The organism is Idiomarina xiamenensis 10-D-4, assembly GCF_000299895.1.
Classification (GTDB): domain Bacteria; phylum Pseudomonadota; class Gammaproteobacteria; order Enterobacterales; family Alteromonadaceae; genus Idiomarina; species Idiomarina xiamenensis.
On record NZ_AMRG01000001.1, the window covers coordinates 37,396 to 56,207 of the forward strand.

The following is an 18,812-nucleotide window of genomic DNA, read 5'->3' on the forward strand; positions in this document are numbered from 1 at the left end:
AACACATTGATTCAGTTAGTAAGTAGTGGTGCATGAAGAAAGCCTATTTTAGCTTAACGTATTGGCGGCAACGGTTAGGGCGGTTACCCGTAACCTTAATACTGGTGGCGATTGCTATCGGTTTACTGCTGCTGGGCCATTACAGTGGTCATTGGCGCTTAGCCTATTTGCAGCAATCCCATGAGCAGCAGCAGCAGCGTTTAGATGAGTTGTATCAGCAAGTCGAGCGCATGGAGTATCAACAACACGTGCACCGGGTCGAGTTGGATGTTGAGCGAGCCTCTAATCAAAGCTTGCAGCAGGAACTTGCTATTGCGCAAGATGAAAACTTTGCGCTGCGCCGCGAGTTAGCCTTTTATCAAAAAATCATGGCACCGGAGTTGGAAGCCGAGGGCGTGATGATTGATTCGCTGTTATTGCGTCCCAATGTGGCGCCGGGACATTATCACTTTCGCTTAGCACTGATTCAGTTAGAGCGTCGGCGTGAGTTGGTGAAAGGCGAAGTTGCGATGACATTACGTGGTCGTGTGAATGGCGAAAGTCGTCGCTTAGACTTGATTAGTATTAGCCAGTTGGCCGACGTCGATCGGCAATTTGCTATGCGTTATTTTAGCCTGTTAGAGGGTGACTTTATATTACCTACTGATTTTGTGCCGGAGCGTATTGACGTGCAAGTTACACTGGCATCAGGCAGTAACCGCTTACTTGAACGCTCATTTTCATGGTCGCGATTATTACAACCACTGACCGAAGAAGAACGTGAGTTGGCCGAATCCCTTGAGGTGTCGCTGGATGCAGAGCCCTGAGTCGCTGAGCAATACTTGACCTTTTTAGTCGGGTAAGCGAAAATGCAGACGTAATAACAAAGGTTTCCATTCATTTGTTGTAGGAAAGAGAGTTAGAGCCTATGAGTGCTGTTGAGCAAGCCGTACCGATTCAGTTTACCGAAGCGGCAGCGCGTAAAGTTAAGCAATTGATCGACGAAGAAGAAAATCCCCAGTTGAAGTTGCGGGTTTACGTCACCGGCGGTGGTTGTTCTGGCTTTCAGTATGGCTTCACCTTTGACGAAAAAGTGAACCCCGGTGATATGCAAATCGATAAAGAGGGTGTCATCCTCGTTATCGATCCCATGAGTTTGCAATATTTGGCTGGCGGTACCGTTAATTACGAAGAGGGCCTGCAGGGATCTCGCTTTTTTGTTGATAACCCCAACGCCACCACCACCTGTGGCTGTGGCGCTAGCTTCAGTATCTAGTCGCAGCTAGCGGCGGTTGGACGCGCAGGCTGGTGCAGGCTGCGCGCGAATACGTTATCATGCTCATCACTTTTCTCAGGTTGAGGTAGTTATGAGCCATTACGCACAACACATTCAAACTGTCCGCGAGCGCTTTGACGCCGCCCTCAGTGCCACCGGTTTTTCATCGGTATTGGTTTATGCGGGTCAACCCCGGGTCGCATTTTTAGACGATAATCCGGCGCCTTATAAAGTAAACCCGCTGTTTAAATACTGGATCCCCGTTACCCAAAGTCCTAAAAGTGCCATTTTTTATCGCCCCGGCGAAAAGCCCGTGGTGTATTTATTTCAAGCGCGCGATTTTTGGCATGCTGCGGTTGATGTACCCGAAGAAGAATGGCAACAGCACGTTGAATTAAAGATCATCGATGATGTTCAGGCCATCGCCAACGACTTGGGCGAGCAACTGAAAGATTGCGCCTTTATCGGTGAAAACTTCGCGCAACCCGTTGCTGACTGGCCGGTTGCCACGGTTAATCCGGCACCGCTACTGGACCATTTGCATTATCATCGGGCGTATAAAACCGCGTGGGAAGTTGATAATTTACGGCAAGCCAACCTACTGGCTGCGCGCGGTCACTTGGCGGCTCGCGAAGCCTTTTTCGCTGGCGCCGACGAACTGCGTATTCATCAAGCCTATTTAAGTGCGATGAACTTTCGTGAAAGCGAAGTCCCGTATAACAGTATCGTTGCCCTCAATGAGCATTCAGCGATTCTGCATTATGATATTTACCAGACTCAAGCACCGAGTGAAAGCCGCTCATTCCTAATCGATGCGGGTGCCACCTATCGCGGCTATTGTGCTGATATTACGCGCACTTATGCGCGCCAAGCTGGCTTTTTCGCCGACTTAGTTGAGGCCATGGATAGCGCCCAGCAAGAGTTACTCAGCGAAATCAAGCCTGGCGTCAGTTATTACGATTTGCACGTGTCGCAACACCTGAAGACGGCGCAAATCTTGGCTGATTTTGGTTTTATTAACGGCAGTGCCGAAGCTATTTACGAAAAAGGCTACAGCAGCGCCTTTTTCCCGCATGGCTTAGGTCATTTTATTGGCTTACAAGTGCATGACGTCGGCGGTTTTCTGCGTAGCGATAATGGCGACAGCTATCCGCGTGATGAACGCCATCCGTTCTTGCGCTTGTTACGCCCGGTAGAAGAAGGGCAAGTGTTTACGATTGAACCGGGCCTGTACGTTGTTGATCAGTTACTTGAAGCTCACGCTGACAGTAAAGATATCAATTGGGATAAGGTCGACCAATTGCGCCCTTACGGTGGTGTTCGTATCGAAGATAGTATTGTCGTTGGTGGTGATGGCAATAATGAAAACCTGACCCGCGATGCCTTTTCTAAGCTGGACTAAGTGCTAAGCTGCACAGGTTCAGCGCATTCTACACTTTAGGCGCTCGGCCAGCGAGCGCCTAATATCGCCGCACGGCTGGCGCCAGTAACCGCGGGTAAGTTACCGCTTTGGTGCTGATAATAACAACGTGCCAACCAGGCAAAAGCCATCGCCTCAACCCAGTCAGGTTCCACGCCCAAGGCGGCGGTGCTGTGTAATTGAGTCTGCTCGCCCAACGCTTGCTGTATAGCCTCCATGAGTAGCGGATTTAAGGCGCCGCCACCACAAACATATAAGTGACTTGGCGGGGTCGGTAAAAACTGCTGACAGGCTTGAGCCACACTTCGCGCCGTTAACTGTAACAACGTTTGCTGGACGTCGGCAGGATGATATTGCTCAACTTCCGGACAACGCCGACGCAGCCAATGTAGGTTGAAATCATCACGGCCGGTACTTTTCGGTGGTCTACGCTGGAAATAAGTGTCCGCTAATAAGGTTTCAAGCAGCGCTGGCAACAACTGACCCTGAGCGGCGAACTGCCCTTGCTCATCAAACCAGCGCTGTTCATCATGGCTGCTGTGCACATGGCGGAACCATTGATCAAGCAACGTATTGGCTGGACCGCTGTCAAAACCGGTGACCTGGTCCGCCGCGCCGGGTAAGTAGGTTAGGTTAGCGATGCCACCCAAATTGAGTACCGCGCGCGGCTCGTTTGGGTTGGCAAATATCGCTTGATGAAACGCTGGCACCAAAGGCGCGCCTTCACCACCTAAAGCAATATCTTTACGACGGAAATCGGCAATCACGTCAATGCCAGTCAACGCCGCTAAGGTTGCTGCGTCACCGAGCTGTAGGGTGTAACTGGGTTGCTGCTGTGGTTGATGACGCACGGTCTGACCGTGGCTGCCGATGGCGGTTATCGCAGTGGCCGGAAGCTCGACCCGTTGCAGCAGTTGTAACACGGCCTCGGCACAAAACATGGCAAACTGGCGGTCAGCGACTGCGTAGGCATGTAAATCGTTGTGCTGCGGCTGGCAGAGTTGTTCGAGTTGTTGTCGTAATGGCCGGGGAATAGGCTGACAATGGCTGGCAATCAGCGTTGGCTGCTGGCCATGAAACTGCACCAGCACGATGTCGAGCCCATCCATGCTGGTGCCCGACATCAAGCCGATGTAGTAATCGGCGTCACTCATCGCATTGCCAAGTAAACACGCTTATTGCTATTCAACGCTGCCAGTAATTGCTCAGCTTCAAGTTTAAAGCTGGGCAGCTCATCGCTATCTAAGGATTTAGCTTGCGGTAACTCAACGGTACGCGGGTTACGATGTACGCCGTCGACCAAGAACTCGTAGTGCAAGTGAGCGCCGGTGACACGACCGGTAGCACCAACACGGCCCACTAATTGACCCTGCTTGATGCGGTCACCTTTTTTCACTAAACGTTTACTCAAGTGCAAATACTTAGTGACGTAACGTTCGCCGTGCTGGATAAAGACATAGTTACCGTTGTATTTATTATACGAGCTGGCAATTACTTTACCGTTACCCGAAGACATCACCGGGGTGCCGACAGCGGCTGCATAATCGATACCGTTGTGCGGACGCACACGACCGGTTACTGGATGCAAGCGACGAGGATTAAAGTTGGAGCTGATGTAGGTAAATTTAACCGGCGAGCGTAAGAACGTTTTACGCATCGCTTTACCCTCTGGCGAGTAGTACTGGCCGTTGCTATGCAGCACGGCGGTGAACTTTTCGCCACTACTGACAAACTCTGCGGCGAGAATTTTACCGTAGCCAACAAAATCACCGTCGATGTATTGTTTTTCGAAAAGCACGCTAAATTCATCGCCTTTACGTAAATCTAAGGCAAAGTCGATATCCCAACCGAAAATATTGGCGATGCTCATGATCTGGCCTTCGGTTAGACCCGAGTCGATACCCGCGTTCCAAAAGCTGCTGTTGATCACGGCATGGCGAAAGTCGGAACGTGTTTCGACGTCACGTGATTCGATTTCAGTGACGTATTTATCGTTGTTACGCGTGATCAATAGCGTATCGGTACTATTAATCGGGTAAGCTAATTGCAATAAGTCGCCATCGCTATTGCGTGCAAAACGCAATACCTCACCGGGATGAATGCGACGCAAGATGGCGGCATCATCACCGGCCTCGGTCACTTCATAAAGCTGGCGCGGGGTTAATTCGTTTTTCTCAAAGATACGAGCCAGGCTATCACCTGACTTCACCGTATATGAACTCCAGCGCAAGTCGCTGTCTTCCTGAGCGACATTGTTTGGCTGGTCAGCTAACTCAAGATCCAGTTGGTAGCGTTTACCCAATACCAGTTTTTCGACAGATTTTACGTTTTTTGATGCGGTTGCTTGTTCAGAAGGCAACAACAACAAGATCAGTAAAACTGTACTCACCGCCGTCAGCAACACTTTATGTGAGTGAGGCAGCTGATTTAATAACTGTTTCGTCAGTTTTGCTACTGCTGTCATAATTTAGCGCACTTTCTGTTATTTACTCGGTTGGCTTTTTTTTGGTTTCCCGCTAGGTTGCCAATGGACCTACAGCGTTAGGGAAAGCCCTATAAAAAGCAGGATAATACGAAAAATAAGCGAATGCCAGAGCTGCAAATGTAAAAAAACGGAGCTTTTACACGCATTTTGCGCTTAATTCTCGTGCGTCAATCACGTAGAATTGATCGATTAACAGACCTTTGACCCGCCAATCAGGAGAAGTTTCAATATGGCCAAAGCAGTAGCCGATGCGCTGGCAGAAATCATGCGTGGTACCGAAGAGGTGCTGATTGCCAGCGAACTCGAAGAAAAACTTAAAAGTGGTAAGCCGCTGATCATTAAGGCTGGCTTTGACCCTACCGCACCGGATCTGCACCTCGGCCATACGGTTTTGATTAACAAGTTGAAAGTGTTTCAGGATTTGGGACATCAGATCAAATTCTTGATCGGTGATTTCACCGGTATGATTGGCGATCCAACCGGTAAAAATGTCACCCGTAAGCCGCTAAGCCGAGAAGATGTGTTGGCCAATGCTGAGACTTACAAAGAGCAGGTATTTAAGATCCTTGATCCGGCTAAGACCGAGATTTGCTTTAACTCAAGTTGGATGGAGTCGCTTGGCGCTGCGGGTATGATTAAATTAGCCTCGCGGCAGACGGTGGCACGGATGCTGGAGCGTGATGACTTTAAAAAGCGTTACAGTAATGGCCAGCCGATTGCGATTCACGAGTTTTTGTATCCGTTGGTGCAAGGTTGGGATTCGGTTGCCATGCAAGCGGACGTCGAGCTAGGCGGTACTGACCAACGTTTCAACTTATTGATGGGGCGCGAGTTACAAAAAGAAGAAGGCCAACGTCCACAGACGGTGATCATGACGCCATTACTAGAAGGTCTGGATGGCGTGCAAAAGATGTCAAAATCGCTGGGCAATTACGTGGGTATCACCGATGCCCCGAACGATATGTTTGGTAAATTGATGTCGGTATCGGATGAACTGATGTGGCGTTATTTTGAATTACTGAGTTTCCGCCCATTAAACGAGGTCGAGGGTTTCAAGCAGGCTATCGCTGACGGCGCTAATCCGCGTGATTATAAAATACTATTGGCGAAAGAAATCATCGCTCGTTTTCATGATGACGCCGCTGCCGAGTCAGCGCAGCAAGACTTTGTCCAGCGCTTTCAAAAGAATGCAATACCTGACGATATGCCGGAGCTGACGTTAGCGACCGAGTCGGGGCAGCTGGCTATTGGTCATTTGCTGAAGTCGGCTGGCTTAGTGGCGTCGACTTCTGACGCGATGCGGATGATCAAGCAAGGTGCGGTGAAAATCGATGGTGACAAAGTTAGCGATACGAAATTGCTTTGTGACGCTGGTAGCACCGCTGTCTACCAAGTGGGCAAACGTAAGTTTGCCCGTATTACATTGCAATAACTGACGACGAAAAAAAAAAGGCCGGACTGCGAGGCAGTCCTTGTTTGTTAAGCATGTTAGACGCTAAAACTACGAATTGAGTCTTGTAGTTCGTCGGCTAACTTGGCGACTTCGTTAGATGCTGCCGCGGTTTGCTTAGAGCCCGAGGCCGTTTGCTCGGCAATGGCAACGATAGCTTCTAAACGTTCGCTGATATCCTGAGCGGTACGACTTTGCTCCAGTGCTCCGCTAGCAATGTGATTACTGCTATCGGCGGCCTGATGCACCGAATCGGTAATCGCTTGTAGCGCCTGTGCTGCTTCCTCGGTTTGCCCAACACTGATTTCGGCTTGCTCGCGACCCTTATTCATCACCGTCACGGCGCGCTGTGCATCGCTTTGCAAGCTCTCGATCATCTGATGAATTTCCTCGGTTGATTCTTGCGTACGGCTTGCTAAGGTACGTACTTCGTCGGCGACGACCGCGAAACCACGACCTTGTTCACCGGCTCGTGCCGCCTCAATGGCCGCATTCAAGGCGAGCAGGTTGGTCTGGTCGGCAATACCGCGGATAACATCGAGAATACCACCGATATTGGTGCTGTTTTCGTAAAGTTTGTTGATGACCTCTGAGGCACCTTGAATCTCTTGCGCCAGTACTTCAATCGTTTCTTTATTCTTGTGCGAGATTGTACGAACGCGGGTTGCTTCTTCGTCTGAATGTTGAATTTCACGCAAAGCTTCTTCGGCGCCATTCGCCATTTCGCTAGACGTGCTATTCATTTCTTGAGTCGCGGTCGCCACTTGTTCGATTTGTCCACGCTGATCTTCAATCGCTTTGGTGGTTTGCACCGATACTGTGGATGACTCTTCTGCCGCCGTTGCCAACTGAGTGGCACGGCTAGCAATGCCACGCACCAACTGAGCTAAGTTCTCGGTGAGTTTATTGGTATTGCGCGCCAATTCACCGAATTCGTCTTCAGATTGATAATCGACACGCTCGGTTAATTTACCCTCTGCCATCACGTTAAGCATGTGGTTAACACGGCTCAATGGACGTGAAATGCTGCGTACGGTGATATAAGAGATAAGCACCGCCAAGGCAATCGAGACGATGGTCAGAATGCTGTTGGTCCAGCTACTGGTCGAAATGGCTGAGCGAACGTCGGCGCTGGCTTCACCCGAAATCGCTTGCACCGAGTCTTGAGTTTTATTGGTAATTGCCATTACCGAGGCTAACTGCTCTTCCGATTTACTCAGCGTGTCACGAGCTTGTTGGCGAGTTTCCATGCGCTTGATGACATTGTTAGGGTAGCTATCGCTAGTTTGTAACGACGCTTTCGCGTCACCGATAGTGCTGATGGCACTGCCGACCATGTCGTTACTCGCACTCGCTGCGCTTTGTAACTCCTGAATACGAGTGTCAATGCCTTCTAAGGCGATGTTGATCTCGCTGGCAATGACATTTGCGCCATCTAAAGAATCGGCGTTTTGTAAGTCATAAAGCAGGGTGACCAAGCTCGCAATCGCATTCTCAAGATTACTGGCTGCTTTTTTAACGGTCTCAGAATTGGCGGCATCCATGGCATCAAGCAATGCAATGGAGGCATCATCTAAAGTAAAAGCGATATCGTCGAGCTGTGATTTGGTTTGTTGACCCAATTGCAGATATCGACGTTGCTGCTCAAACATGGTGGATAACAAGCCGACATAACTTTCGATTTCGGCGTCGGCTTGATTCAGTAAACTACTTTGTCCCTGACCAGCGAGTAAGCCTTTCAACTCGTTCAAGCTGGACATCATGGTGCCGTGTGACTCTTCAAACTTGGCATAATGCGCGTCAACTTCAGCCATGGTGGTATCGTGATAGGTCGCTAACTCAATGTTCGACAGCTCTAACACGTCCGTTTTCACATTGGCTACTGCATTCAACGCTGGCACCGCCATAGTATTCACGCGGTCACTTGAGTCACCAATGCCGTTAATACTGAATAACGAACTTAAACTGATAACAAGCAGCAATAGTGTAATGATGGCAAAACCACCAATTACCCGCATCGCAACGGTTATTTTCATAATGTCATCCTCACAGCTTGATACTCAGAGTGCTTATTTAACTTAACGCTGGCTGGTAATAATATTGCTTGTGCTGCCAATCCAACAGTGTCAGATACTCACCCCATACGCATCCGGTATCCAATCCAATAACATATTGAGAGCCTGTACGACCCATTAATGCGGCCCAATGTCCAAATATCACGGTTAATGATGGTTTTGGCCGCCAATAGCTAAACCAGGGTTTCAAACGATTATCTTTATTATCCTCTGGCGCGATTTTACAGGAAAAATCTAAACGGCCATCAGCGTTACAAAAACGCATACGCGTAAATGCATTCACTATAAAACGGTATCGGTCAGTTTCGTTAAGACTTGAGTGCCAAATGTCAGGTTTATTACCATACATGGTCTTTAGTAAGCTGCCTAAGTGCTCGCTACGTAGTTGTGACTCAACTTCGGCGGCATATTGGCGTGCTTCTGCGATTGACCACCAGGGGTATATCCCGGCATGAGTCATGACCACACCTAATTGCTCGTTATGCCTTAACAACGGTTGTTGGCAAAACCAATCGTGCCAGTAATGACGTTCTGGTGAAGCCAATAGGGCATGTAGCTTATCGTTATCGCTGGGCTGTCGTAAGCCATGCATAACGGCCAGAAAGTTAAGGTCGTGATTGCCGAGTACGGTATTAACACTGTCCCCCAGCGACTTTAAATACTGTAGTGTAGCGAGCGAATCAGGGCCGCGGGCAATCAGGTCGCCGACGCACCAGAGTTGGTCTTGTTGCGGGTTAAAGTTAACTCGCTCGAGCAAGCAATCCAGCTCTTTGTAACAGCCCTGTAAATCACCGACAAAATAATCTGCCATAACCGCTTAGTGCAAAATATTGGGCACGGCTAAGCGGAACGATGGAATGGCCACTCGATAGGCTTCACCGTCTTCCGCGGTCATGCCGTAATAGCCTTCCATGGTGCCTACTGGGGTCGCCAACACGGTGCCACTGGTATAGCTAAAAGACTCACCCGGCGCAATTTGCGGTTGTTGACCAACCACACCATCTCCGGCAACGCGGGTTACCTTGGTATCGGCGTCGGTGATACGCCATTCGCGGTTAAGCAGTTGTACTGGCTGCGAACCGTTATTGGTAATGGTGATGGTGTAAGCAAATACGTATTGTTGCTGTTCTGGCGATGATTGTGCTGCCAAATACTGCGTTTTTACGTCGATGTCGATATTGTCTTTACTCATAACGCCTTTTTATTGTCTACACACCAGTCGGCTAACGCACAAAACTGTGCAATCTCAAGCGTTTCTGGACGTGCACTTGGATCAATACCCAACGCCGTCAACTGGCTGTCATCGATAAAGTGCTTCACATTGTTACGTATGGTTTTACGGCGTTGATTAAACGCGGTCAAGCAGACTTGCTGTAACGTCTGACGACTTTTAACCGGAATCGGAGGATTACTATAAGGTACCAAACGAACGACCGCAGAGTCGACCTTGGGTGGTGGCGTAAATGCTCCGGGCGGTACTTCGAGCACTGGCACCACTTGACAGGCTTGTTGTACGGTCACGCTGATACGGCCGTAGGCTTTGCTGTTAGGGTTGGCGGCTAAACGATCGACAACCTCTTTTTGCAACATAAAATGCATGTCAGCAATGATCTCAAGTTGGTCGAGTAGATGAAAAATCAACGGCGTTGAGATGTTATACGGTAGGTTACCAAACACGCGCAACTTCGCTTCACCTTGTTGGAACTGGTGAAAATCGGTTTTCAAAGCATCGCCACGATAAACACTGAGTTTATTGGCTAAGAAGGGGTGGTGTTCTAAGCGTTCGGCTAAATCACGGTCTAGTTCCACGACCTGCAAATGACCGGCTGCTTCCGCTACCGGCTCGGTCAACGCCGCTAAGCCTGGGCCGATTTCGACCAGATGCTCTCCGGCCTGCGGATTAATGACGTCGACGATGTCGCCAATAACCTGTTGATCATGTAAGAAGTTTTGTCCAAAGCGTTTGCGAGCTCGGTGGCCTTGATGGGTATTAGTCATGCTGTTGTTTCTCTACCATATCGATCGCGGTTTGCATTGCTAATAAGCAAGAACCGGCGTCGATGTTGCCGCTGGCGGCTAAATCGAGTGCGGTGCCGTGATCAACCGAGGTGCGAATAAATGGCAACCCCAGGGTAATGTTCACAGCGTTACCAAAGCCCTTGTATTTTAACACAGGAAGCCCTTGATCATGATACATTGCTAACACCACGTCAGCGTCTTGCAAATACTTAGGCTGAAAAATGGTGTCGGCCGGATAAGGACCCTCAACCTTCATACCTTGTTCGCGCAAACGTTTCAATACCGGTTCAATGACGCGTTGCTCTTCATCACCTAGGTGACCGCCTTCGCCGGCATGCGGATTCAGCCCACAAACCATGATACGTGGTTGTGACAAGCCAAATTTGACACGTAAATCGTGTTCTAAAATGTTGATAACTTGGGTTAGACGCTCTTCGGTGATGGCTTTACTAACGTATGCCAGCGGGATGTGAGTGGTCACTAGTGCAACTCGTAAGCCACGGGTCGCCAGCATCATCACCACGTCTTTGCAGTTAGCTTGCTGGGCAAAAAACTCGGTATGTCCACTAAAGGCAATGCCCGCCTGATTAATCACGCCCTTGTGCACTGGGCCAGTAACCACCGCAGCGAACTCGCCGTTGAGGTTACCGTCGCTGGCACGCTTCAACGTCGCTACCACGTAGCGACCATTGGCACTATTTAATTGTCCCGGTTGACAAGCGCTGTGCAAGGCCTGCGGGGCAATGGTCAAGGTTCCTGCTTGCTGTGCTTGCGCCGCGCTGGCGGCCTGGTACTGACGTAACTGCAGCGGCAAACCGAGTTGTTTGGCTCGCTGCAATAATAAGTCGGCGTCGGCGCAGACCACTACCTCGACTGGCCAGTCTTGCTGTGCCAGCAGTACCGCTAAATCGGGGCCGATACCAGCCGGCTCACCGGGGGTAAAAGCGATCCGCTTGACGCTCATTCCGCAACCACATGCACATACGCTTGGTCACGAATTTCTTGCATCCAGTTATCTAACTCTTCGCGGTACTTTCTGCTAAACAGCATTTGGTAAGCGCGATCTTGTTTACTTTCGGCGGTGGCATCTTGTGTACGGCGCTCTTCCACCTGAACAATGTGCCAGCCAAACTGAGTATGGAACGGCTCACTGATTTCGCCAATCGGTAAGCTTTCAACTTTTTGTTTAAATTCTGGGGCATAAGCCTCTGGACGTGACCAGCCCAATTCTCCGCCGCGAGAAGCTGAACCGGTATCGGCTGAGTTTTTACGCGCTAATTCGGCAAAGTCGGCTTCGCCATCGAGGATTTGTTGACGGTAGTTGTTCAACATTTCTCGGGCGCGTTCGTCTGACAGGATCACCGAAGGCTGAATCAGAATATGTCTTGATTTAACCTCTTCAATTTCAACCGTCTGCTGACCGCGAGTATCTTGCACTTTTAAAATATGAAAACCGACACCACTGCGTAATGGCCCAACCAAGTCGCCTTTACGCTTACCGTTCACCACTTCGGCAAATAAGGTGGGCATTTCGTTCGCGCTCATCCAGCCCAAATCACCGCCTTCTAATGCTTTGCTACCCGACGATGCAGTGATGGCGAGCTCCGCGAAGTTCTCGCCATTTTTTAAACGTTCTAACACGCTTTCAGCACGTTGACGTGAAGCCGCTAGTTGTTCAGGGTTAGCACTTTCGGGAATACTGATCAAAATATGACCCAAATTATATTCAACTTGGTTATCACCGGAGTTTTCGATCAGTTGCACCAAGTTATTCACTTCTTGCGGGGTAATATAAACCCGGCGGCGCACTTGCGCGCGTTGTACTTCACCGGCAATCAGCTCGGTACGGATGTTTTCCCGATAAGATGACCAGCTGGTGCCATCGGCGGTGACATCTTCGCGCATTTCGTCTAGCGTCGCGTTTTGATCGCGGGCGATGTTAGCCAGCGTTTGGTCTAACTGCGCGTCGCTGATTTGAATCCCCATTCGTTCTGCCATTTGCATTTGAATGGTTTGCAGAATTAAGCGTTCTGACGCCTGTGTGCGTAGCACTTCATCGCGCGGTAAGCTTTGATTATTTTTCTGCGCATTATTCTTTACGTAGGCGACTAATTGATCGATTTCACTTTCTAAAACCACGCCGTCGTTAACCACGATAGCGACTTCATCGACCAGGCGTTCTTGTAACGCGTATGCCGAACTGGTTAAGGTCAGGCCGACGGCGACGATACACTGCAACAAAGTTCTCATGTTAAATACCACTAATTACTTAAGTAGAATGGGCGGCGATAGCCAAATAGGCTCTTTTGTAACATATCTAACAAGCTATTGTTGTCACCGCCAAGTCCGCGAATCATAAATTGAATGCTATAGCCATTATCAAATTCAGGCTGATTTAGCATGCCGATGTTTTGCATATATTCAAAGTTGCGGTTGATACGACGATAAGCGCTAAAGCGCACCGCCCAACAGCAGCTCGAATATTGCAGACCAATGATCGCATCATTGGTTCTTTTGTGAGACAAATCGTAGTACCAATTGCTCGCAACCTGCCAGCGATTGTTGAGCGACCAAACGCCTTGCATACCGACTTGCTCGATGTTGTCACCGATTAAATTGGTCACCACTCGATGGTTAACTTGGAACAGGTTGTTTTCGTCTTTGCGATACTCTAATGCGGTCTGACTCTTACGGGTCAGGTTCAGTTCCGTATCATACTGGATTGCGCTGCTAAATGACCAGCGTTGTCCCAAATAGAAACTGGCTTCGGCGGCTAATTCTGAGTTGGTTGAAGTAATGGCGCTGCTATCGTCCTCTAACAGACGTGTGCGGCTATCTTCTAAATAGAAGATTTGGCCAAGACTAAAGCGCATCAATTCTTGCTCATGCTGGTTAAAAATACCGGTCGATGCACCGATGGTAATTTGATTAGCCTCGGCGATACGGTCTAAGCCGGAAAACCGCCGCGCCCGGAACAAGCCATAATAGTCTTCTTGCATCAGCGTGGTGTCATAAATACCGATATCCGACTGATCCTCGTAAGGCACAAACAAATACTGAATTTGTGGTTGTAACGATTGTCGGTAGTTTTCACCATCATGTTCAAAAAAGCGATCAAAGTTTAAGCGGCCGTGAAAGCGCAGTTGCGGTAAGGCTCGGGTAACACTGTCGCTAATATTCTCGTTTGGCGACTGTTGTTGGTAGCGGGTGACCAAATAGCTAGCCTCTGCTATCCAGTCATAGGCGGGCTGTTCCACCCGATAGCTGAAACCGGGTTCAACGTGCAGCCGGGTAGCGTATTCGTCGCTGTTATCTTGATTACGAAAATGACTTAATTGCGAGGCGAAGCTGTATGATAAGCCATCATTAACGAACGGCTGATAGTTAACGCTGATTTGCGGTATTGTACGAAACGGCGAACGATACTGACCAATAAGTTCGTAATCCTCGAAACGTAATTGCGCGTTCCAGTCGTTCTCGCTGTAGTCCAGTTGTGCATGACGGTACAAGTGGGTATCGGCACGCCCGGCAAAGTCGCTACCAAAGTCATTTAAGTAGTTGTCATCGCTGATATCGGTGGCATTAACATAACCCCGCCAATGTTGGCTCCAGTTAGCCTCATGTTCAACGTGCCAAAGATAGCGTGAATTAACCGAGTCTAAACTTTTATCGTCATCCAGATATTCAAGGTTAAGCTGACCCTGATGCTCGGCGGATAAATAGCGGTATTCGCCACCCAATTGTAAACCACGCTGGCTCATATAGTGGGGCGTGATGGTGGCGTCCATATTGGGCGCGATATTGATGTAATAGGGCGTTTCGACTTCAAAGCCATTATTTGAAGATGAACCAAAGGTGGGGTATAGAAAGCCCGTCTTACGTTCATCGGTAATGGGAAAGTTGAAGTAAGGCACATACAGCACTGGGACACCGAATAACTCGAACTTAGCGTGCCAGGCTTCGCCCCAGCCCTCATCCTTATTCATGCGGATTTCGCCAGCGGAAAGCTGCCACACGGGGTCATCGGCGGGACAGGTGGTAAAAGTGGCGTCAGCTAGGTCAACGCTGGTTTCGGTGAGGGTTAAGGACTGTGCTTCACCACGCGCATTTTGTTGACTGAACTGATAAGCCGATGACCCTAACACGGCGACGTTGTCATTCGCATTCAAGCTAAAATTGGCACTGGTGACAAACACGTAACCATCGGTAAAGGTGGTTTCACCGGGGGCATCGATTTGCCCCGTGTCGCGGTTTAGGGTGGCGTGTTGAGTTAGCAGGCGGCGGCCATCATACTCAAGTTCGACGTTGCCGCGATAATGTGCCACCGACTGGTCATAACTGACATCAACATTATCAGCACGAGCCCCCACCGTACCCGGCTGCAAGTCTGGAAAAGGTGCTAGCGTCAGTGTCGGCGTGGTGCGTACAGGGCAAACGCCGCCCTCAGTGCGGTTGACATTCTGCTCTGTGAGGGTCTCAGCATGGCCGACTGAACCGACTCCCGCCAATAATAAAAATGACGCAATCGGGTTCAGCCGCATAGCTTAGCTCCTGTGTCACGCTGATGCGATGGGGCGTCAGCAGTCTGGAAAACCCGCGCCGAAATCAGCGGGCAAACATTTATCAGTGTCATGCGATAGTAAATCGGGCTGTTGCGAGTCAAAATTCTGGGTATGATAAAGCAATTTTGAATGACTCGCCATTTGCATGGTTAAGCACTGTGCGTTGGGGTAAGGATATTTGTGGAAGATCAACGAGAAATTGCGCTACAAGCCTGGTGTGAAGCGCAAACTGGGTTAGCGCAGCAAGCGTTACAAAGTGTTTCGGGCGATGCCAGTTTTCGACGCTATTTTCGCGTGCAAAGCGAGGACAACAGCCTGATTGCTGTCGATTGTCCACCGCAACAAGAGCCGTTACTGCCTTTTCTTGCCATTGCCGAAGCCTACGCGCAAGGCAATATACCGGTGCCACAGGTGTTGGCGGTGGATATCGAGAAGGGATTCATGTTGCAGTCCGATTTAGGGCAAACGCTATTGTTGAGCAAATTACGGCGCGATAATATGCGTCAGTATTATGCTCAAGCGCTAGCCATGTTACCGGCAATCATGCGCGTGCAAGAAACTGCCGATGGGCCGTTGCCAGCGTATAACGAAGCGTTATTGACGCGTGAATTAAACTTGTTTCATGACTGGTTACTGGAGCAACAGCTAAGCTTAACCTTAGACGCTCGTGAGCGTCAGTTATGGGGCGACTTTTGCCAACAAATGATCGACAACGCCCTACAGCAGCCAACGGTTGGTGTACATCGTGACTATCATTCGCGCAATTTAATGGTGCAGCCGGACCACAGCTTGGCGGTAATTGACTTTCAAGACGCGGTTTGTGGGCCTATTACCTATGATGCGGTGTCGTTATTACGTGATTGCTATATTGAGTGGCCCGATGCTTGGGTTGATGAACTGGCGCAGCAATTACGTACTAATTTGCAGGCTGAACAGATACTGGCGAGCGATGTTAGCGCCACCGACTGGCAACGCTGGTTTGATTATATGGGCTTACAACGGCATACCAAAGCGGCTGGTATTTTTGCTCGGCTGGCGATTCGCGATGGCAAAGATGGCTACTTGAATGACGTGCCTCGCACCCTCAGTTATATGATCCGTATTGCCGCGCGTTATCCGGCGCTGCAGCCGTTCCAACAATGGTTACAACGGCGGGTTTGGCCGCTCGTTGCCAACATGAGGTAAGTGTGCCAAGAGCAAAGATTAAAACCGCCATGATCCTCGCTGCTGGTCGTGGCGAACGTATGCGTCCATTGACCGACAGCACCCCTAAGCCGCTACTACCGGTGGCTGGTAAGCCATTGCTAGCTTATCATTTAGAAAAGTTAGCCAAAGCCGGGGTGCAGCGCGTAGTCATTAACCACGCTCACTTAGGCGCGCAAATCGAAGCTTATGTGGGCGATGGCAGTCGTTGGCAGTTAGATGCGCAGTTTTCGCCAGAGCCTGCCGGTGGGTTAGAAACCGCGGGTGGCATCATTCAAGCATTACCGTTGCTTGGTGATGATCCATTTTGGCTGATTAACGGCGATGTATATTGTGAGGTCGATTTCGCCACCTTACCCAGTGCCTTGGCCGACCACGATAGAGCCAGTTTGCTGCTCGTCGATAATCCGCCACATCATCCAGCGGGAGACTTTCACCTGCAAGGCGGACGCATTACCGCGCAGCAGGGAGAGCGTTTGACTTATGCCGGAATTGGCTTGTTTTCGGCCGATTGGTTAGCCACTGAGCGCTTGACCAAGTGTAAGTTGAAACCCTACTTTGATGAAGCCATTGCCGAACAACGCTTGGCGGGGGTAAAGTTTAGCGGTTATTGGCAGGATGTGGGTACGCCAGCACGTCTGAGTGCGTTAGAGGCTCATTTAGCGGCAGGAGAGAAGTAATGCAAATTTGGGGTAAGGTACTGGGCTTTGTGTTCGGTATGCTGTTCTTACGCTGGGCTGGCGCCATTATTGGTTTGTTGATCGGGCATTGGTTTGACCGTGGTTATGCGCAAGACTTTAATCGCCGCGGTGGCTTTTCACGTTATCTATTTGGTACCGATCGAGCTATTGGTGACGCCAGTTTTATTTATACCCTGTTTGCGGTGGTTGGCCATGTCGCCAAAGCCAAAGGGCGCGTGACCGAGGTTGATATTCAGCACGCGAGTTTATTAATGGATAGCTTAGAACTGGGCGACGAAGCGCGACGAGAAGCACGCGACGCGTTTCGTGAGGGCAAGCAAACGACCTTTCCATTAAAACGTGTTATTCGCGAGTTTCGACAAGCGTTTTACGGCAATCGCGATATTTTGCAGCTGTTTATGGAGCAGTTGATTGCGGTCGCGTTAAATGACGCCAAGTTACAGTCAGCCGAATACGATGTGTTGTTACAAGTGGCTAAAACGCTGGGATTCAATCAGTATCAACTGGATCAATGGTTGTTGGTGCAAGGCGCTGGTCAGCGTTTTGGGCAACGCCAGTATAGCCAGCAGCGGCAACAACAACGTCAGTCGCGCAGCCATTCTGAGCCCAGTTTAAGCGACGCTTATCAAGTCTTAGGTGTTAGTGCGGACAGCAGTGACAGCGAGGTTAAGAAGGCCTATCGCAAACAGATGTCGCGCCACCATCCTGATAAATTAGCCGCCAAAGGGTTGCCTGAAGAAATGATGAAAGCGGCGCAGGAGCAAGCGCAAAAAATTCAAGCGGCCTACGAAATGATCAAGCAACAACGTGGTATGCGTTGATTGAGATCGGTTTAGTAGCCCTGCTGTTTTAGCCAGCCTTGTACTAATTTGGTCAGCGCTGCTTGTTGCTGTGAATCGGCACCGATAAGGCGGCGCTGCCGATAACTGACCTGCTGATACTTATCGGCAAATTGGCGGCGCTTGTCGGCGCTAGCTAAGCTCCAGCGGTTACTGCGGCTGGTCATCACGTCTAACACCGGTAGTGGCAGTTGCGCCAAGGTTTTCGGCAAGGCTTGATTGAGTCGATATTGCGGTAAGTAAGGGTCGATAATCACTAACGCATCCGGGCGCAAACCGGCGTCTTCACTCAGTAGTCGTAGGCTCAACGCGGCTGTCATACCCTCGACAATCAACACGTAAAAACCCGGGTAGTCGCGTCGCTGCGCTGCGGCTACGCTCAAGCGCGCACGCAATGCATCCAGCAACGGTTGCAGTTGTTCGTCGTCGACCGCCTCAGGAAAGCGTTCATCAACCGCCGGGATCTGTAACATGTCGCCGCGTAAATCGGTGTCAGGCGGTGTCAGCGCCCAGCTACGCCAGCCAATACTCGGTGCAAACTGGTACAGTTGACGAACCGCTGCCGACTGTAACGGATGATAACCCCAATCGGGTAAACTCAACAGCACACCACGACTGAACGAACGCAGGCTTTCGCGCTCCAGTAACAAGAACCGTTGCGTACTTTGTTGTTCATTCTCGTTACTTTGACTGGGACTAAGCCAGCGCGTTTCGCCCGGCGGTAAATAACGCGCATAGTCGTCTGCGGCTTGTGCCGAGCCGAAAAGCACAATGCCGATAGTTTCATAAGCTCTGTATCGGCG

17 protein-coding genes are annotated in these 18,812 nt (G+C 50.0%); 7 read left to right on the forward strand and 10 right to left on the reverse strand.

The window, feature by feature from the left end; translation table 11 throughout:
* Positions 1-32: 32 nt before the first annotated feature.
* From A10D4_RS00180 to pepQ, 3 genes are all read left to right on the forward strand, one after another.
* Complete coding sequence (locus A10D4_RS00180; RefSeq protein ID WP_008486951.1) at positions 33-806, forward strand: DUF6776 family protein; 774 nt, start codon at positions 33-35, stop codon at positions 804-806.
* A 101-nt stretch (positions 807-907) separates the two neighbouring features.
* Positions 908-1,255, forward strand: coding sequence for an iron-sulfur cluster insertion protein ErpA (erpA, locus tag A10D4_RS00185; protein WP_008486952.1), 348 nt, complete (start codon positions 908-910; stop codon positions 1,253-1,255).
* 91 nt (positions 1,256-1,346) lie between these two features.
* Positions 1,347-2,657 carry a Xaa-Pro dipeptidase gene (gene pepQ, locus A10D4_RS00190; protein ID WP_008486953.1) on the forward strand — a complete coding sequence of 437 codons (1,311 nt, stop codon included), beginning with the start codon at positions 1,347-1,349 and terminating at the stop codon, positions 2,655-2,657.
* Between the two features lie 35 nt (positions 2,658-2,692).
* Here pepQ and A10D4_RS00195 read toward each other — a convergent pair whose 3' ends face one another.
* Positions 2,693-3,829 (reverse strand): anhydro-N-acetylmuramic acid kinase, encoded by a 1,137-nt coding sequence (locus tag A10D4_RS00195; protein ID WP_008486955.1) that lies wholly within the window; start codon positions 3,827-3,829, stop codon positions 2,693-2,695.
* Positions 3,826-5,139 carry a peptidoglycan DD-metalloendopeptidase family protein gene (locus A10D4_RS00200; protein WP_008486956.1) on the reverse strand — a complete coding sequence of 438 codons (1,314 nt, stop codon included), beginning with the start codon at positions 5,137-5,139 and terminating at the stop codon, positions 3,826-3,828. Before A10D4_RS00200 ends, A10D4_RS00195 begins: the two co-directional genes overlap by 4 nt.
* 250 nt (positions 5,140-5,389) lie before the next feature.
* On the opposite strand from A10D4_RS00200, the gene tyrS reads away from it, so the two are divergent.
* Positions 5,390-6,592, forward strand: a complete 1,203-nt coding sequence (tyrS, locus tag A10D4_RS00205) for a tyrosine--tRNA ligase (protein ID WP_008486958.1) — start codon at positions 5,390-5,392, stop codon at positions 6,590-6,592.
* A gap of 56 nt (positions 6,593-6,648) precedes the next feature.
* Here the strand turns inward: tyrS and A10D4_RS00210 are convergent, their stop codons facing one another.
* Genes A10D4_RS00210 through A10D4_RS00240 form a run of 7 tightly spaced genes read right to left on the reverse strand, consistent with a single transcriptional unit; the run spans position 6,649 to position 15,245 of the window.
* Complete coding sequence (locus A10D4_RS00210; protein ID WP_008486959.1) at positions 6,649-8,646, reverse strand: methyl-accepting chemotaxis protein; 1,998 nt, start codon at positions 8,644-8,646, stop codon at positions 6,649-6,651.
* A gap of 37 nt (positions 8,647-8,683) precedes the next feature.
* On the reverse strand, positions 8,684-9,496 hold the full coding sequence (locus A10D4_RS00215) for a symmetrical bis(5'-nucleosyl)-tetraphosphatase (protein WP_008486960.1): 813 nt from the start codon (positions 9,494-9,496) through the stop codon (positions 8,684-8,686).
* A gap of 6 nt (positions 9,497-9,502) precedes the next feature.
* Positions 9,503-9,877, reverse strand: a complete 375-nt coding sequence (gene apaG, locus A10D4_RS00220; protein WP_008486961.1) for a Co2+/Mg2+ efflux protein ApaG — start codon at positions 9,875-9,877, stop codon at positions 9,503-9,505.
* Positions 9,874-10,683, reverse strand: coding sequence for a 16S rRNA (adenine(1518)-N(6)/adenine(1519)-N(6))-dimethyltransferase RsmA (gene rsmA / locus A10D4_RS00225; protein ID WP_008486962.1), 810 nt, complete (start codon positions 10,681-10,683; stop codon positions 9,874-9,876). The genes apaG and rsmA overlap by 4 nt, the downstream gene beginning before the upstream one ends.
* Positions 10,676-11,668, reverse strand: a complete 993-nt coding sequence (gene pdxA / locus A10D4_RS00230) for a 4-hydroxythreonine-4-phosphate dehydrogenase PdxA (RefSeq protein ID WP_008486963.1) — start codon at positions 11,666-11,668, stop codon at positions 10,676-10,678. The genes rsmA and pdxA overlap by 8 nt, the downstream gene beginning before the upstream one ends.
* Complete coding sequence (gene surA / locus A10D4_RS00235) at positions 11,665-12,954, reverse strand: peptidylprolyl isomerase SurA (RefSeq protein ID WP_008486965.1); 1,290 nt, start codon at positions 12,952-12,954, stop codon at positions 11,665-11,667. Before surA ends, pdxA begins: the two co-directional genes overlap by 4 nt.
* Positions 12,955-12,965: 11 nt before the next feature.
* Entirely contained in the window at positions 12,966-15,245 is a 2,280-nt protein-coding gene (locus A10D4_RS00240) for an LPS-assembly protein LptD (protein WP_008486968.1), read from the reverse strand.
* 201 nt (positions 15,246-15,446) lie between these two features.
* Here A10D4_RS00240 and A10D4_RS00245 point away from each other — a divergent pair, with 201 nt between their 5' ends.
* The 3 genes from A10D4_RS00245 to djlA are packed head-to-tail and all read left to right on the forward strand — an operon-like array spanning position 15,447 to position 17,991.
* A complete protein-coding gene (locus tag A10D4_RS00245; protein WP_008486969.1) occupies positions 15,447-16,451 on the forward strand; it encodes an aminoglycoside phosphotransferase family protein in 1,005 nt (334 codons plus the stop codon).
* A gap of 29 nt (positions 16,452-16,480) precedes the next feature.
* Positions 16,481-17,149 (forward strand): N-acetylmuramate alpha-1-phosphate uridylyltransferase MurU, encoded by a 669-nt coding sequence (gene murU, locus A10D4_RS00250; protein WP_008486970.1) that lies wholly within the window; start codon positions 16,481-16,483, stop codon positions 17,147-17,149.
* The gene (djlA, locus tag A10D4_RS00255; protein ID WP_008486971.1) at positions 17,149-17,991 is read left to right on the forward strand and encodes a co-chaperone DjlA; all 843 of its coding nucleotides are present in this window, start codon (positions 17,149-17,151) and stop codon (positions 17,989-17,991) included. The genes murU and djlA overlap by 1 nt, the downstream gene beginning before the upstream one ends.
* Before the next feature lie 11 nt (positions 17,992-18,002).
* On the opposite strand, the gene A10D4_RS00260 is transcribed toward djlA, so the two are convergent.
* The gene (locus A10D4_RS00260) at positions 18,003-18,779 is read right to left on the reverse strand and encodes a DUF3530 family protein (RefSeq protein WP_008486972.1); all 777 of its coding nucleotides are present in this window, start codon (positions 18,777-18,779) and stop codon (positions 18,003-18,005) included.
* Positions 18,780-18,812 lie beyond the last annotated feature (33 nt).

What these genes read in the sequence shown, in the direction of transcription:
- A10D4_RS00180 (WP_008486951.1), top strand. Translation starts at nt 33, where the DNA reads ATGAAGAAAGCCTATTTTAGCTTAACGTATTGGCGGCAACGGTTAGGG.
- erpA (WP_008486952.1), top strand. Translation starts at nt 908, where the DNA reads ATGAGTGCTGTTGAGCAAGCCGTACCGATTCAGTTTACCGAAGCGGCA.
- pepQ (WP_008486953.1), top strand. Translation starts at nt 1,347, where the DNA reads ATGAGCCATTACGCACAACACATTCAAACTGTCCGCGAGCGCTTTGAC.
- A10D4_RS00195 (WP_008486955.1), bottom strand. Translation starts at nt 3,829, where the DNA reads ATGAGTGACGCCGATTACTACATCGGCTTGATGTCGGGCACCAGCATG.
- A10D4_RS00200 (WP_008486956.1), bottom strand. Translation starts at nt 5,139, where the DNA reads ATGACAGCAGTAGCAAAACTGACGAAACAGTTATTAAATCAGCTGCCT.
- tyrS (WP_008486958.1), top strand. Translation starts at nt 5,390, where the DNA reads ATGGCCAAAGCAGTAGCCGATGCGCTGGCAGAAATCATGCGTGGTACC.
- A10D4_RS00210 (WP_008486959.1), bottom strand. Translation starts at nt 8,646, where the DNA reads ATGAAAATAACCGTTGCGATGCGGGTAATTGGTGGTTTTGCCATCATT.
- A10D4_RS00215 (WP_008486960.1), bottom strand. Translation starts at nt 9,496, where the DNA reads ATGGCAGATTATTTTGTCGGTGATTTACAGGGCTGTTACAAAGAGCTG.
- apaG (WP_008486961.1), bottom strand. Translation starts at nt 9,877, where the DNA reads ATGAGTAAAGACAATATCGACATCGACGTAAAAACGCAGTATTTGGCA.
- rsmA (WP_008486962.1), bottom strand. Translation starts at nt 10,683, where the DNA reads ATGACTAATACCCATCAAGGCCACCGAGCTCGCAAACGCTTTGGACAA.
- pdxA (WP_008486963.1), bottom strand. Translation starts at nt 11,668, where the DNA reads ATGAGCGTCAAGCGGATCGCTTTTACCCCCGGTGAGCCGGCTGGTATC.
- surA (WP_008486965.1), bottom strand. Translation starts at nt 12,954, where the DNA reads ATGAGAACTTTGTTGCAGTGTATCGTCGCCGTCGGCCTGACCTTAACC.
- A10D4_RS00240 (WP_008486968.1), bottom strand. Translation starts at nt 15,245, where the DNA reads ATGCGGCTGAACCCGATTGCGTCATTTTTATTATTGGCGGGAGTCGGT.
- murU (WP_008486970.1), top strand. Translation starts at nt 16,481, where the DNA reads ATGATCCTCGCTGCTGGTCGTGGCGAACGTATGCGTCCATTGACCGAC.
- djlA (WP_008486971.1), top strand. Translation starts at nt 17,149, where the DNA reads ATGCAAATTTGGGGTAAGGTACTGGGCTTTGTGTTCGGTATGCTGTTC.